Origin of the sequence: Sphingomonas sp. KR3-1, from assembly GCF_040049295.1 — a bacterium.
In the GTDB taxonomy this organism is placed as follows: domain Bacteria; phylum Pseudomonadota; class Alphaproteobacteria; order Sphingomonadales; family Sphingomonadaceae; genus Sphingomonas.
The window spans coordinates 491,774-507,092 of the sequence record NZ_JBDZDQ010000002.1 but is presented as its reverse complement, the minus strand read 5'-3'; the positions used below and the strand labels follow the sequence as shown (position 1 = coordinate 507,092).

Genomic DNA, 15,319 nt, shown 5'->3' with positions numbered 1-15,319 from the left:
TCATGCGTTTCGACCTAGATCGCCGCTCGCTGCTCCGCAGCGGCGCCATCGCCGGATCCACCGGCTTGCTGCTCATGGCAGCGCGGGCGGCGGGGCTCTCGGGCGCGCCGCTCTTCACGCTCGGCGTGGCCTCGGGCGAGCCGACCCCCGACGGCATGGTGCTCTGGACCCGCCTCGCTCCCCTGCCGCTCGAAGCGGACGGAGGCATGCCCGCACGGGCAGTGCCGGTGCGCTGGGAGATCGCCGAGGATCCCGGATTCCGCCATATCGCGGCGCACGGCACCGAGCTGGCCGAGCCGGCATGGGCGCATTCGGTGCATGCCGAAGTGCGCGGCCTGCGTGCCGACCGGCCCTATTGGTATCGCTTTATCGCCAGTGGCCAGGCGAGCCCGGTTGCGCGCACCCGCACCGCGCCGGCGCATGACCAGCTGGTAGACAAGCTGCGCCTCTGCTTCGGCTCCTGCCAGAAATATGAGGCGGGCAACTACGCCGCGCACCGGCTGATCGCGGCCGAGGAGCCCGACCTGATCCTGTTCCTGGGCGACTATATCTACGAGAACGGCCCGCAGCAGGACGTCCGCATCCACCTCAACCCCGAGCCGTTCGACGTCCCCGGCTACCGGGTGCGCTATGCCAGCTACAAGCTCGATCCGCTGCTGCAGGCCGCGCATCACGCCGCGCCCTGGGCGGTGATCCCGGACGATCACGAAGTCGCCAACGACTATGCCGATACGCTGGACGAGCATAATGGCGACCCGGCGGCTTTCCTGCGCCGCCGCGCCGCCGCCTACCAGGCCTATTGGGAGCATATGCCGCTGCGCCGCGCCAACCGGCCGAATGGCGCGATGATGCAGCTCTACCGCACGCTGAAATGGGGCAGGCTCGCCGAATTCCAGCTGCTCGACGATCGCCAATATCGCTCGGGCCACCCGTGCCAGCCGCCCGAATTGCTCGCGCAGCACCGCGACTACCGGTCGATCGTCCAGGACTGCGCGGAGCGGCATGATCCGATGCGCTCGGCCCTGGGCATGCCGCAGGAGCGATGGCTGCGCGGCGCGTTCGAGGCATCGCAGGCGCAGTGGAACCTGCTCGGCCAGCAGACCCTCATGGCCGATTGCCCCCGCCTCAATCCGGCCCATCCCGATACCGGGCCCGATCTCTACACGGTCGACAATTGGGGCGGCTATCCGGCAACGCGCGAGCGCATCCTGCGCCATTGGCGCGACCGGCGGATCGCCAACCCGCTGGTGCTGAGCGGCGACATCCACGCCTTTGCAGCGGCCGATCTGCTCGACCCGGATCGCCCCGAGGCGCCGCCCCTCGCCTCCGAATTCGTCGGCGGCGCGATCACCAGCAAGAACCATGATCCGCTGTTCAAGCGCAGCACCGGCCGGGCGCACGGCTTCCGCTATGCGGAGAACGAAGTGCGTGGCTACGCTTCGGCGACGCTGACGCCACAGCAATGCACGGTGCGCTTCGTCGGGCTGGACAATCCCGCGGACCCACGCAGCGGCGCGCGCGATCTTGCCACGCTGACCGTGCGATCGGGGCAGCGCGGCATCGAGAGCTAGTCCCGCGGCCCTCCGCCCGTTTCCTATGATTTCTGCTGCCGGGCCAATGTCTTGCAATTGAAACGGCACGCGTGCGCACCCACATTCCAATTCTCGTTCAACAACGGAAAGGAGGTGGTCTGATGTCTCATTGTCACATGCCGCACGCGGCAGATTCTCTGAGCATGACCTCCACCGCGGGGGTCCGGCTCGCCTGAGCTGCCCGCGTTCGGATGACAATGGAAGGGCCGTCCCGAAAGGGCGGCCCTTCGCATATGCAGCCTTGTCTGCCTGCGCTCGTTCCGGCTCCATGCTCGTCTTTCTCGATTTCGAAGCGTCCTCGCTTGGCAAGCACAGCTACCCGATCGAAGTGGCCTGGGTGTTCGCTGACGGTCGCGCGGAATCCTATCTGATCCGGCCGGCGCCGGACTGGTCCGACTGGGACGAAGAAGCACAGGCAATCCATCGCATCGCGCCCGCCACGCTCGTCGAGCACGGCACGCCGCATGGGCTGGTCGCTGCGCGCATGGTCGAGCAGCTCGGTGGACATGATCTGCTGGCGAGCGCACCCTCCTGGGACGGCAAATGGCTCAGCGCCCTGCTTCGCGCTGCGGGCCATCCGCGGCACAGCCTGAGGGTACGCCGCAGCGACGACGCCATGCGCGAATGTGCATGCTCGATCCTGGCGCCAGTGCTGCCGGGCGAAGCGCTCACGGCTGCGGTGGAGGCGATCCTGGCGCAGAGCGAAGGCGCGATGCGGGGCGCGGCGCCGGAGCATCGCGCCTTGCCGGACGCCGAGGCGGAGCGTGCCCGGTGGCTGTCGGTCCGCGATGCAGCGCGCGCGCTCGCGGCCGCCAGCACGAAGCAGGGCTGAAGCATTGCGGCCGGCACCGAAGACAAAGTGGCTTGGCGAAGTCCGGCGCGATCGCGCCGGGCTCCGCCAAGCCATAGGGGACACCGGGGATCAGAACTTGATGCGGACGCCGATACGGTAGGTGCGGCCAAGCGTGTCGTAGAGTGCCGGATTGACGTCGAGACCGGTATTGGTCTGCGGCGACGGCGCGGGATCGTGATCGAATAGATTGTCGATCTTGAAGTATGAGGTGATGTGGTCGCCGAGATCGAGCGATCCGCCGATGTCGAAGTAGAAGGCCCCCTTCATCGTATTGGTGTTGATCGTCGGGTGGTTGGTGGTCGAGACCGGGCAGCCGGACTGGCAGACGACATATTGGTTGCCGAACACGCCGTCGGAGAACCAGCGCTGCTGCGCCGTCAGCGTGAAGCCGTTGCCGTCATAGGTCTGGACGGCCAGCCACTTCCAGTGCGGCGTGTTGCCGGTGTTCGCCCCTGCCTGGTCGACGACGTCCACGCCCTTGACGCCGGCATCGACCAGGAACTCGCGGACATGCGTGCCGAGCCCGCGCACCGTGAAGGAACCGGGAAGGCCCAGCGGCCGCTTCCACTGATAGCTCGCTTCGATGTCGAACCCGCTGGTCTTCCACGAGGCGAGGTTGAACGGCTGGACGTTGACGAAATTGCCGCCCTGGGTCGGGCTGTCGAGGACGAAGCCGCCGCAGAAGGCGGTTAGGCCGTCATGACAGAATTGCACGATCTGCGCTGCCGAAAGCGTCGAGATCACGCCCTTCAGCTTGATGTTGTAATAGTCGAAGGACAGGCTGAGCCCCGGCAGCCAGGACGGGTTCGAATAGACGATCCCCAGCTCGGTGTTGCGGGCGATCTCCGGCTTCAGGTCGGGGTTGCCGACCGTGTTCTGGAAGATCTGCACCGTCGGCCCATAGGGGTTGGCGAAGCTCGGCACCGTGGTGACGGTGGGCGCGGCGAACAGCTCCGAGAGGTTCGGTGCGCGGACGTCGCGCGAAGTCACCGCGCGCAGGCGGAGGCCGTCGAGCGGCGTATCCCAGGTGCCGCCGACCTTCCACGCCCATACCGTCCCCGAGGTGCTGTAATGGGTGACGCGCGCCGCAGGGTTGATGTTCGCCTTGCCGAGCGGACCGTTGAAGAGCGGCAGATTGAGCTCGAGAAAGCCCTCGTACACGCTGTAGGCGCCGTTGCCGTTCTTGTAGTTGCCCGCCGCATAGTTGCTGCCCTGCGTCGAGTTGAGCAGCGGATCGGCGGGATAGGCGGCCGAGTTCGGGCTGATCGCGGAGACGCCCGCACCATAGGGGTCGGCAGTCACCCGGTAATATTCATGGCGATACTCGCCGCCGAACGCGACCGACAGCGGCCCCGCCCAAAGATCGAACGCCTCGCCCGAGAAGTTCACGCTGGCGACATCCTGGGTCAGCGTGGTGTGCTGGAACGGCCCATTCTCCGGCTGGACATAGGCGAGCGCCGCAGCGGACGGAGTCGCTCCGCCGAAGATGTTGATCGGCTGGCAGCCAAGCGCGCGCGCCTGGGCATTGGCGCAGACGATCGTGCCGTTGAGCGTCACCGCGTCGATCGCAGCGGCATAGCGGTTCTGCAGCACGATGTGGTCGACGTCGATGTTCGACTTGGTGGTGCCGTGCTCGTAATAGGCGTCATAGCTCCACTTGGGCGCGAACTCGCCCTTCACGCCGGCGACGAAGCGATACTGCCGCCGGTCGGTGCTGACCTTCGGGCTGGGAAAGGCGCCGTTGCTCGATCCGAACGCGAACGAGGTGATGTTGGCAGTGGCGCACCGGTCCTTGATCGACTGGGGAAGGAAGGCGTTGGCGCAGGAGATGGTGAGGTTGACCCGGTTATAGCCGGGGCTCGGCTGGTTGTTCGTCAGCACCTGCGCGACGTTGGCGGTGACGTAGAACTCCTGGCCCTCGGCAAAATCGAAGCCGATCCGGCCATAGCCGTTGATCCGCTCGAGCGCGGATTTGAGCGAGGCGCCCGAGCCGACACCGCCCGAAAGGTCCCCGCCGACGCAGAAGCTGTTGCCGGGATAGCAATTCGACACGTTGCCGTTGCCCTGGGGCACGCCGTTCGAGCCATAGTTGAAATTATACGGCACGCCGTTCTTGTCGAACGCGGTGCCCTGGAGGGGCCCGTTGGTGATGAGGCCGTATTTCGCATACTGATAGGATTGGGCGTAGTCGCCATAGGTGTATTGCGGGGCGCCGCCGCTGGTGACCTTGCTGTCGAGCAGGGTCGAGGCACGGAACCAGTCGCGGTCGCCGGCAAGGTCGGTGCCGAAATTGCCGGGGCCGACGCCCTCTTCATTGTCATATTCGCCGCTGACGACGATGTGCAGGCGATTGTCGAACAGCGCGGTGCCGAAGGCCACCTGGGCGAGCCCGGTCTTGTCGTCGCCATAGCGGGTGATGCTGCCGAGCAGATTGGCCTTGAACCCGGTGAAGTGCGTGTCGGTGATGAAGTTGACCACGCCGCCGACGGCGTCCGAACCGTAGGAGGCCGAGGCGCCGCCATTCACCACGTCGACGCGCTTGACCAGCAGCTGCGGGAACATGCTGATGTCGGGCACGCCGGTCACATTGGCGCCGACGACGCGCTGGCCGTCGAGCAGGGTCAGCGTGCGGATCGGCTGGAGGCCGCGCAGCGAGAAGGAGCTGAGGCCCTGCTGGCCGCTCGAGGTGCTGAACGTGCCGGTGGCGGCGCCGGTCGAGCCCTGGAGCGAGGGCAGCTGGGCGATCGTGTTGAAGAGGTTCGGCTGGGCGTTGTTGGCGATCGCCTCCTCGCCGATCACCGTGGTCGGCGTCGGCGCGGTGAAGCCGCTCGACAGGATGCGGGTGCCGGTGACGATGATCTGGCCTTCACTCTGCGCAGGCTCGTCGGCGGTCTGGCTCGGTGCCGGCACATTCTGCGGCGCGGTCGCGGTTTGCGCCAGCGCGGGCGAGCAGCACAATGCCGCCGCGAGCGCGGCAAGGCTGGTAGCGCTATCACGAAGCGACGCGCGGCGGTCGAACGAATTCCCCATCATCCATCCCCTGATCATTATCGGCACATGCGCTGTGCCATTGTGTCCGAGTCTTATCGGATCAGGGTCCGGGCGACATCTACGACCATGGTCGCAAGCCCCGGGCGGCGATCCTCAGGGGCGTGCGGAATAGAGGCCGTGATGGGCGAGGATAAGCAGCGTCTTCCCATCCGGCCCGCCGAACAGCAATTGCAGTGGACGCTCGGGCACGGCGATCCGGCCGAGTTCGCGGCCATCGGCGGCGTAGACGAACACCTCGCCGTTCGCGACATAGACGCGCCCGTCCGGCCCCACCGCCACGCTCTCGCCGCCGCGCGAGACGAAGGGCCTGAGGTCGGTCACCGCGCCGCCGGCGCCGAGCAGCCCCGAATAGGTCCGGTTCTCCGAACCGTTGGCGAGATAGACGCGCTCGCCGGCCTTGCCGGTGACCCAGCCATAGGTGTCGAGCGTATCGGAGAAGCGCCAGCCGAGATGGTCGGGCGGGCCCTGCTGCCAGACGCGGTAGGCGGGCAGTACCAGGCTGCCGTCGAGCGAGACATATTCACGCGGCTTGGGTGCGGCCATGTCGCGGGCGAACATCTCGGCGAGGGTGGTAAAATGGTCGCTGGCGGGGTCATACTGGTCGCGGAACTCGCCATTGTTCCAGAAGCTGCCGGGCAGCGCGACGCGGGCGCTTGAGCGGTCCCTGGCGGCGGTCGGTTCGATCTTCCGGACCTCGCCGGGGCTCGCCGGATCCAGGCTGTAGACCGTTGCCTCCGCGCCCATCGAGGAAAGCACCAGCAGGTGGCCGGACCGATCGACCGCGAGGTTCACTGCATCGAGCGGCGCATCGGCGGCGACCGACAGCCCCTCGCCTTCGGACCAGCCATGGACGCGCTGGAACTGGCGGTCGATGAAATAGAGCTTGCCCTTGGCATCGACCGCACCGCCACCGAGCGCGCCGAAGCCCTCTGCAAGGCGCGTGACCGATGCGAACGAAGGCGCGGCAGCCGGAGCCGGGGCTTCGGTGACGTCGAGCACCGCGAACTCGCGCTCGCGCATCTCGAGCCCGCGCGTCACATCGACGATGGCGTTCGCATAGGGGTATTTGCTCGCCCGCAGATAAGTGCCGCAGCCATTGGCGTCGCAGGTCGAGAAGCCGCTTTCGGCGTTCACATGCACGTTGCGGAAGCGGATATCGGTCGAGCCGAACAGCTTCACCGCAGCGTGCGCCGGCTGGAGCGAGCGGGTGACGCGGTAGCCGTGGAAATTGGCGAACAGGATGTCGCGCGAGTTGCGCACTTCCAGCGCCACGGTGTTGCGGCTTTCGCCGGCTTCCTCCTCGGTCTGCGGCGCGAGGAATTCCCAGTTGCGCACCCGGTCGAGCACGATCTCGGCGCGGACATGATGCTCGGCCGACAGCTCGTAGACGAAGCCGGGGGTGTCGGTATCCGACACGTACAGCCCGGCCTGGGCATAGGTGTTGGGCGTCCACAGCCCGTTGAAGGTGCCGCCGCCGCCATCGGTGACCCAGAGGCTGGGATATTGGCCGTCCCAGCGCTTCTTCGGGTCCGCGTCCGCCGTGTGGTTGGCGTTGTAGGGATCGAAGCGGCTGCCATCGGCGAGGTTGGTGCCATGCCCGCCCTGGAACTTGACGTCGTCGACCAGCGACTTCGCCCCCGCCTTCCAGAGCAGCGCAGTCGCCCGTGGGTTCACACCGCCGGTGAACAGACCGAGCCCGGAGACGATCGCGTCGCCGCCTTTGGCGCTCTCGACCAGCGCCTTGGCCGGGCCGATACCGCGATAGCCGGGCATGTCCTCGGCTAGCACGATCTGGGTCAGGCTCGGGTGCAGGCCGATCAGCACGCTGTCGGGGCGCAGCTTCAGCGTGTCGGTGACGCGGTAGAAGCCGGCGGGGAAATAGAGCACGCGGTGGGTGTCGATCGCCTTCTGCAGCGCGGCGGTGTCGTCGGCACCGTTGTCGCCCTTCGCACCGAGATCGCGAACATTGGCCCAGGCGGCGACGGCCGGGAAGGCGCGGATCGCCGGGTCGCGGCGGGGCGGCAACTTGGCGAGCGGTGCGGCGTCGATGCGGGTCGCATAGCTGCTCGACTGGCCGAGGCCGGGCAGCGTCAGGCCGTAGGTGAATTCCTTGACGCGGTAGCGCGGCGCCGGCCCGGCGACAGCCTTGCCGCTGTCGCGGAAGCGGGCGAACACCGGGGTGCCGCTGGCCAGGGCGTTGTCGAAGCCGATCTGGGTATAGGCATTGCCCTCGTTGCTGATGATCACCCCGGCCTTCGAGACATTCTCGAAGCGGACGTCCTTGCCCCACAGCCAGTCGCCATAGCCGCGGTCGACCTCGATGCCGACGGGGACATTGCGGAACGATGTGTTGACCAGAGTGAGCCCCGCCTCATGCTCGCGGATCGCGGCATCGCGCTGCCCGTCGAAGCTCGAATCGAGCAGCGTGTACTGCCAGGCGGGCGAGGTCTTCTCAGTGAGGATGCCATAGCGCCCGCCGAAGAAGCGCAGGTCCATGCCGAGGTTGCCGACCTGGTAGATGCCGGCCAGTCCGGACCCCAAATGGAAGTCGATATGCGCGAGATAGCTGTGCTGCGCGCCATGCTGGCGCACCGCCGTCGCGGCCGGATTGCCTGCGCCGATCTCGAAATCGACGTTTGCCAGGGCGGAATAGAAGGTGCCCGAATTGGCATCGGCGATGTTCGGATCGAACGGCACGCTGGTCGGCGGCGGCACCGGCACCTTGCCGCGCAGAGGGCCGCCACCGGGGCCGGGCGCGGCGCCGTTCGGCTGGTTGCCAGTGAAGAAGACCATGCTGCCGACACCGCTCTGGAAGCCAGGCGTATTGGCGCCGAGCACGAAGACCGGCCGCGTCCTGCCGACGCCGAACAGCCGCACGCCGGGCCAGAGGTAGATCGTCCGGGTGATCCGGTGCCGGCCCGAGGGCAGGAAGACGATGCCGCCGCCGGGCCTGGCCGCGGCGGTGTCGATCGCCGCCTGGATCGCAGCGCCGTCATCGGCGATGTCGTCGCCCTTCGCCTTGACCGTGACCGCGGCGGGCTCGTTCGGCGCGACTGCGTAGACCGAGCGGGCCGGCTGGGCCTGGGCGACCACGACCTGCACGCCCGCGACGAGCATCAAAGCCGCGATCCCGCACCGCATCCTGCCGATCATGCCCGTCCCCATCTTCTTGTTATCGCCACACGATAGCACGCCGATACGCATGCGCGCAGGCTCCGGCGACCGCGACAAAGGTCGCAATGGTCAAAGCGCGCGGCGCGGAACATTAGCGTCCTGTCCGAAGCCGGGGAACGACGTGGAAGCGCAGCGAAAAATGACCGGATTGCTGCCTTGCGCGATCGTCGCGATGGGGGTGAGCGGCTGCGGCAAGTCGACCCTGGTCGCGCATCTTGCCGCGCATCTCGCCGCGCCGGCATTCGAAGGCGATGATTTCCATTCGGCCGAAAGCGTCGCCAAGATGCGCGCCGGCCAGCCGCTCGACGATGCCGACCGCTGGCCCTGGCTCGACCGGCTGGGCGCGGCGATCGGCGCAGCAGTGCGCGAGCAGGGCATTGCGGTGGCCGCCTGCTCGGCGCTCAAGCGCAGCTATCGCGAACGGCTCGAGGCGGCAGCGGGCGTGCCGATCGTCTTCGTCCTGCTCGACGGCGACCGCGACGAGATCGCGCCGCGGCTGGCGGCGCGCGCCGGGCATTACATGGCGCCGAGCCTGCTCGACAGCCAGTTCGCGACGCTGGAACGGCCAGCCGCCGACGAGCGCGCGCTGGCGCTGCATTGCTACCGGCCGATCGAGGAGCTTCGCGGCGACGTGCTTGCCTGGGCGCAGGCGGTGCTGGGCGCCTAGCGGAATCCTACATCGTGTGACGGGCCGACTCACCAAAGGTCACAAAGGCCGCACCAATGGCGATTTTTCGGGCCGACTATTTTCCCTATCTTTCCGGACAAGGCCCCGTCCCGCAACATTCTTGCGGGCGGATGATCCTATCTTTCCAACATTGCAAAGAGCGGCCGGCTGCTTGCCGGGCGGCGAGAGGCAAGCAGGCGGAATCCTACATTGCAAGCCTTCTCCCTCTCCCCGGAAGGGAGAGGGAGAAAGTTAGGGCATCAGCCTTTTGCGGCCTTGCGACAGGTGCCAGCGCATCGCCAGCGCCGCGCCGTCGCCATCCTGGGCGCGGATTGCGTCGACCACCGCGTCATGCTCGTCCATCATCGCGCCGATCACCTCGGGCGGGCGCGAGCGCGAGATGTCGACGCCGGCGCGCAAGATGCCCATCACGTCGCCCTGCAAATGGTCGAAGGTGGAGATGAAGGCGCTGTTGCCCGTCGCCTCGGCGATCGCGCGGTGCAGCCGCCAGTCCTCCTCATGCGCCGGCGCGCTGGAGAGCAATGCGGCACGCAGCGCCTCGAGCGCGGCGTCGATCGCGTCCATCTGTTCATCGGAGCGGCGCTGCGCCGCCAGCCGCGCCGCCTCGGCCTCCAGCACGAAGCGGACCTCATAGGTGCCGAGCGTGCCGGCGAGGCCGTCCATCGGCACGTGCGAGCCGAGCCGGGCGGAAGGGCGACGCTTGACATAGGAGCCGGCGCCGCGCCGTGCCTCGGTGATCCCATCGGCAGCGAGCCGCACCAGCGCCTCGCGCACGATCGTGCGCGACATGCCGAACAGCTCCGCCAACCGCGCTTCCGACGGCAGGCGATCGCCGGCGGCCAGATCGTCCTCGTTGATGATCCCGACGATCGCGGTATAGGCGCGATCGGCGAGCCTCCCCTCTTGCACGGCGCCTCTCTTCAAGCCGGTGCGCGGGTGTTTCCGCGTCTCAGACAATGTAACTGAGCCCCACCACCATGGCGAGTCCGGCCACCGAGATCACCGTCTCGAGCAGCGACCAGGTGCGGAAGGTGTCCGCCGTGCTGGTGCCCATATAGCCCTTGACCAGCCAGAAGCCCGGATCGTTGACGTGGCTGAAGAACACCGAGCCCGCGCCGATCGCCAGCACGACCAGCTCGGGCGAGGCACCCGAGGCAGCGACCACGCCGGGCATGATGCCTACGGCGGTGATCGTCGCCACCGTCGCCGAGCCGGCGGCCAGACGGATGCCGACCGCGACGAGCCAGCCGAGCAGCAAGGGCGAGATCGCGTACATCAGCACCAGCCGGGCCAGCAGGTCCGACAGGCCGGCGGTGACCAGCACCTGCTTGAGCGCCCCGCCCGCGCCGATCGCCAGCAGGATCGCGCCGGCCGCGCCCATCGTCTCGAACCAGATCGCATCCTGGATGCTCGCCTCGGCGAGGCGCCGGCCGAACAGCAAGGGCAGCGCCAGCAGGTTGGTGACGAGCAGCGCCAGCACGGGGTTGGCAGCGGCGGCGAGCCAGGGCGCCTCCGCAAGCCAGGGCACCAGCTTGCCGAGCTCGCCTGACGCGATCAGCACGATCGGCAGCAGCACGATGAACAGCGACAGCGCCCGGCGCGGCGGCAGCATGTCGGGCACGGGATCGCTCAGCACCGGCTCGGCAAGCTTGACGCCGGGCGTGACGAATTTCGCCAGTACCGGCCCGGCCAGGATCGCGATCGGAATGGCGATGATCACGCCGTAGAGCATCGTCAGGCCCAGGCTTGCGTGCAGCGCGTCGACGGCGAGCAGCGGCCCCGGATGCGGCGGCACCAGCGCGTGGACCACGCCCAGGCCGGCGAGCGCGGGCATGATCAGCCGCAGCTTGGTGCCGTCGGGATCGCCATTGTCGGGCATCGCCCGGGCCGCGGCGACCACGATCGGCAGCAGCAGCACCAGCCCGGTCTCGAAGAACAGCGGCAGGCCGATGACGATCGCGATGCCGAGCGTTGCCCAGGGGGCGGCCCTGGGCCCGGTCAGCCGCAGCGCGCCGGTGGCGAGCGACGCGGCCGCGCCTGACAAATGCAGCATCGCGCCGAGCGACAGGCCGAGCGCGACAACCAGACCGGTGCCGCCGACGATGTCGCCCACGCCCTTCTGCACCGCCTTTGCGGTGTCGGCCAAAGGCAGGCCGGCGAGCAGCCCGACAGCGAAGGCGCCGCAGAGCAGGCCGATAAAGGGATGAAGCCGCCCGCGGACGATCAGCACGATTGCAAGCGCGATGCCCGCGAGCGCGGCCAGCACCAGCCGGATGTCGCCGCCGGTCATCGCGAATGATCCCAAGCCGGCGCCGCGCCGGGCGAAATCTCTGACATCGTTGTCCTCCCCAGAAGTCCGCCACTTTTTCGTATTTGGCTGCCGAGTAGCATGATCTGTAGGACAGATTTTTGTCATTCGGCAATGAAAAAGGCTTGCTAGCGCTCACATTCGAGGAACATACTGAAACCTGTCCAACTGATTCCGAACAATCGGAACCTGGATAGATCGCGGAACCTGGTGGCTCCGCGCAAGGCCAAAGAGCCTAGGAGAGGATGACATGACGGGGATTTCCCAGGAAACCGGTCAGGCCATGGCGGCGATGCCCTGCACCTTCGATCGCGCCGGCACGCCGGTGCGGCTGACGCCGACGCAGCTCAAGGTGATGCGCGGCGTGCATTCGGGCCAGCTCAACAAGCAGATCGCGTTCGAGCTCGGCATCGCCGAGGCGACGGTGAAGGCGCACATGACCGCGCTGATGCGCAAGCTCAACGTCCGCAACCGCACCCAGGTGGCGATCGCGGCCCAGGCGCTGGCGATCCCGCTTTCCTGATTTGCGGCGCCGCGCGCGCCGGCTTGCACCTTTCAATTTCCGGTTCGGGGGACGCTATGCTGAAGGCCTTTCGCCTGCTTGTCGCGCTGATGCTGCTTGCGCCCCTGCCCGCGCTGGCCGGATCGACCTCGGTCTATCGCACTCAGCCGAACGACCCGCGCGCGATCGTCGTGAAGGGCGCGGGCGACGGCCGCAGCGACGACAGCGCCGCGCTCCAGCAGGCGATCGATGCGGCGGCAGCCGGCGGGCATGGCGGAATCGTCTTCCTGCCCTCGGGACGCTACCGGATCAGCCGGACGATCTTCCTGCGCTCCGCCGTGCGCGTGTTCGGCGTCGGCGCGACCCGGCCGGTGATCGTGCTCGACGACAACACGCCCGGCTATGGCGCGGGCGTGGCGGCGATGGTAAGCTTCACCGGCGAGGACCAGTACCGCGTCGGCGCGGTGCCGGTGCCGCCGCCGACCAGCGTGCCGGCCAATCCCGACATCTACGACGCGACCTCGAGCACCTTCTATTCGGCGCTGTCCAACGTCGATTTCGAGATCGGCCAGGGCAATGCGGGCGCGGTCGCGGTGCGCTTCCGCGTCGCGCAGCACGGCTTCCTGCGCCATATCGACTTCCATCTGGGTTCCGGCCTGGCCGGCATCTACCAGGCCGGCAACGAATGCGAGGATCTGCGCTTCTATGGCGGGCGCTACGGCATCGTCACCGAGAAGACCTCGCCCGCCTGGCAGTTCACGCTGATCGATTCGGAGTTCGAGGGACAGCGCGACGCGGCGATCCGCGAGCATGAGGTCGACCTGACGTTGGTCAATGTCGCGATCCGCAACGTGCCCGTCGGGATCGAGATCGACCGCGGCTATTCGGATTCGCTGTGGGGCAAGGACGTCCGCTTCGAGAATGTGTCGCGCGCCGGGGTGCTGATCTCGAACGAGGACAGCGTCTTCACCCAGATCGGCTTCGACAATGCGGTGGCGACGGGCACGCCGGTGTTCGCCCGCTTCCGCGACAGCGGCAGGATCGTGGCGGGACAGGGCCGCAGCTACCGGGTCAGCGACTTCTCCTACGGCCTCAAGCTCCCTGGCCTGGGCGCGATGGGCGACTTCGCGACCGATGTGACGATGGCGCCGCTTTCGAAGATGCCGAAGCGCCAAGCGCCCGCGATCCGCGCGCTGCCGCCGGTCAGCGAATGGGCCAATGTCCGCGACCTCGGCGTGAAGGGCGATGACGAGACCGACGACACCGCGGCGCTGCAACGCGCGATCGACACGCACCGCGTGGTCTATCTGCCGATGGGCCGCTACCGGGTGACCGACACGCTCAGGCTGCAGCCGGACAGCGTGCTGATCGCGCTGCATCCGAGCCTGACGCATCTTTATCTGCCCGACGAGACACCGGCCTATGCGGGCGTGGGCAGCGCCAGGGCCTTGCTCGAGAGCGCGAAGGGCGGCGATGCGATCGTCTCCGGGCTCGGGTTGTGGACCGGCGGGGTCAATCCCCGCGCCACCGCGCTGCTGTGGAAGGCGGGCGCGGCGTCGATGGTCAACGACGTCAAGATCCAGGGCGGCGGCGGTACGGTGTTGACCAAGGGCAGCCCGATCGGCTTCGGGGATCCCAAGGCGCGCTTCGACGGCCAGCATCCGAGCATCTGGGTGACCGATGGCGGCGGCGGCACCTTCGCGGCGATCTGGTCGCCGAACACGCTGGCCTCGGCAGGATTCTACGTCTCGGACACCAAGACGCCCGGCCATGTCTACGAGCTGTCGGCCGAGCATCACTACCGGGTCGAGATCGTGTTCGATCATGTCGAGAACTGGGAGTTCCTGGCGCCGCAGACCGAGCAGGAGGTGCGCGACGGGGTCAATGCGATCTCCACCGAGTTCCGCAATTCGCGCAACATCCTGTTCGCCAATTATCACGGCTACCGCGTCACCCGCTCGGCCAAGCCGATGGACGCGGCGGTGAAGCTGACCAACTCGAGCGACATCCGCTTCCGCAATGTCCATGTGAACGCCGAGAGCGCCTTCGCGAGCTGCGACGACAAGGGCTGCGGCACCTATGTGCGGGCGAGCAAATATCCGTTCGAGAATGCGATAAAGGACCTGACCGGCGGCCAGGAAGTGCGCGAGCGCGAGTTCGCCCGGCTCGATGTCGGCGCGGTTGCCGCATCAAAGACGTCGGTGCCGGTGTCGCCCGGGGTCGAGAAGCTGGCGGACGGCTTCTATTCGATCGCCGGCGCGGCAGTGGATGCAAAGGGCAAGCTCTATTTCATCGACCGCCAGTTCCAGCGCATCCATGGCTGGTCGGCCAAGGAAGGGCTGACGATCGTCGCGGATGCGCCGCTCGATCCGGTGAGCCTGGCGGTCGATCGCTCGGGCCATCTGCTGGTGCTGTCCTCGGCCGGGCACGATGCCAGCGTCTACAGCATCGACCCGGCGACACCCGGCAACGTGCAGGTGATCGCCCCTACCCCGGCCAAGCCGCACGCCGGCGCCGCGACGCTGCTGCCGGGCAACATGTGGGCGAATGGCGAGTTCGCCGACCGCATCGATCCGGCGACCTACCAGTTCCCGCCGCTCGCCGACTTCTTCCTGAAGGCAATGGGCACGCCGAAGCCGCGCGAATATGTCTCGCCCGACGGATCGCTCGTCCTCCCCGCCTTCCGCGTCTGGAACCAGGGGCCCGACGACCACAATGGCTGGCGCTGGTCGGACACGCTCGATGCGCATGGCCTGGTCGCGGCGCGGCCCGGCGAGCGAGTGACGCTGACCAACGGCTCGGAGAACCGGACCTATAGCGGGCTGGTCGGGCCGAACGGCACCGTCACCGACCTGCGCATCGTCGCCGATCGCGGCGGCGAGAGCGTGGCGCGGGCCGCGGACGGCACGCTCTATGTCGCGAACGGGCAGGTGTTCGTCTATGACGCGGGCGGCAAGCCGATCCGGCGGATCGACGTGCCCGAGCGGCCGCTCCAGCTGGTGATCGGCGGCGCGGGCGGGCACACGCTGTTCATCCTCGCCCATCACGCGCTCTACGCAGTGGCGATCTGACGCACCCGCCTCGCCGGCGCGGCGCCATCTTCCCAAAGCCCGGTTCGGATGCCATAGCCGCGCGACTGAAATTTCTGCGA

General features: G+C 67.7%; 9 protein-coding genes. 5 read left to right on the top strand and 4 right to left on the bottom strand.

What is annotated here, in order from left to right:
• Nucleotides 1–2: 2 nt before the first annotated feature.
• Both ABLE38_RS14200 and ABLE38_RS14195 read left to right on the top strand, forming a co-directional pair.
• Nucleotides 3–1,571, top strand: coding sequence for an alkaline phosphatase D family protein (locus ABLE38_RS14200; RefSeq protein ID WP_348974880.1), 1,569 nt, complete (start codon nt 3–5; stop codon nt 1,569–1,571).
• 289 nt (nt 1,572–1,860) lie between these two features.
• Entirely contained in the window at nt 1,861–2,424 is a 564-nt protein-coding gene (locus ABLE38_RS14195; protein WP_348974879.1) for a transcriptional regulator, read from the top strand.
• A 90-nt stretch (nt 2,425–2,514) separates the two neighbouring features.
• Here ABLE38_RS14195 and ABLE38_RS14190 read toward each other — a convergent pair whose 3' ends face one another.
• Both ABLE38_RS14190 and ABLE38_RS14185 read right to left on the bottom strand, forming a co-directional pair.
• The gene (locus tag ABLE38_RS14190; protein WP_348974878.1) at nt 2,515–5,478 is read right to left on the bottom strand and encodes a TonB-dependent receptor; all 2,964 of its coding nucleotides are present in this window, start codon (nt 5,476–5,478) and stop codon (nt 2,515–2,517) included.
• 111 nt (nt 5,479–5,589) lie between these two features.
• Nucleotides 5,590–8,613, bottom strand: coding sequence for a glycosyl hydrolase family 28-related protein (locus ABLE38_RS14185; RefSeq protein WP_348975220.1), 3,024 nt, complete (start codon nt 8,611–8,613; stop codon nt 5,590–5,592).
• 196 nt (nt 8,614–8,809) lie between these two features.
• Here ABLE38_RS14185 and ABLE38_RS14180 point away from each other — a divergent pair, with 196 nt between their 5' ends.
• Nucleotides 8,810–9,337: a gluconokinase gene (locus tag ABLE38_RS14180; RefSeq protein WP_348974877.1), complete on the top strand. Its 528-nt coding sequence runs from the start codon at nt 8,810–8,812 to the stop codon at nt 9,335–9,337.
• Between the two features lie 252 nt (nt 9,338–9,589).
• Here the strand turns inward: ABLE38_RS14180 and ABLE38_RS14175 are convergent, their stop codons facing one another.
• Both ABLE38_RS14175 and ABLE38_RS14170 read right to left on the bottom strand, forming a co-directional pair.
• A complete protein-coding gene (locus tag ABLE38_RS14175; RefSeq protein WP_348974876.1) occupies nt 9,590–10,267 on the bottom strand; it encodes an FCD domain-containing protein in 678 nt (225 codons plus the stop codon).
• A 40-nt stretch (nt 10,268–10,307) separates the two neighbouring features.
• Entirely contained in the window at nt 10,308–11,648 is a 1,341-nt protein-coding gene (locus tag ABLE38_RS14170) for a gluconate:H+ symporter (RefSeq protein WP_348974875.1), read from the bottom strand.
• A gap of 301 nt (nt 11,649–11,949) precedes the next feature.
• Between ABLE38_RS14170 and ABLE38_RS14165 the strand changes: the two genes are divergently transcribed.
• Entirely contained in the window at nt 11,950–12,189 is a 240-nt protein-coding gene (locus ABLE38_RS14165) for a LuxR C-terminal-related transcriptional regulator (protein ID WP_348975219.1), read from the top strand.
• Between the two features lie 56 nt (nt 12,190–12,245).
• Nucleotides 12,246–15,239 carry a glycosyl hydrolase family 28-related protein gene (locus ABLE38_RS14160; RefSeq protein ID WP_348974874.1) on the top strand — a complete coding sequence of 998 codons (2,994 nt, stop codon included), beginning with the start codon at nt 12,246–12,248 and terminating at the stop codon, nt 15,237–15,239.
• Nucleotides 15,240–15,319: the final 80 nt, after the last annotated feature.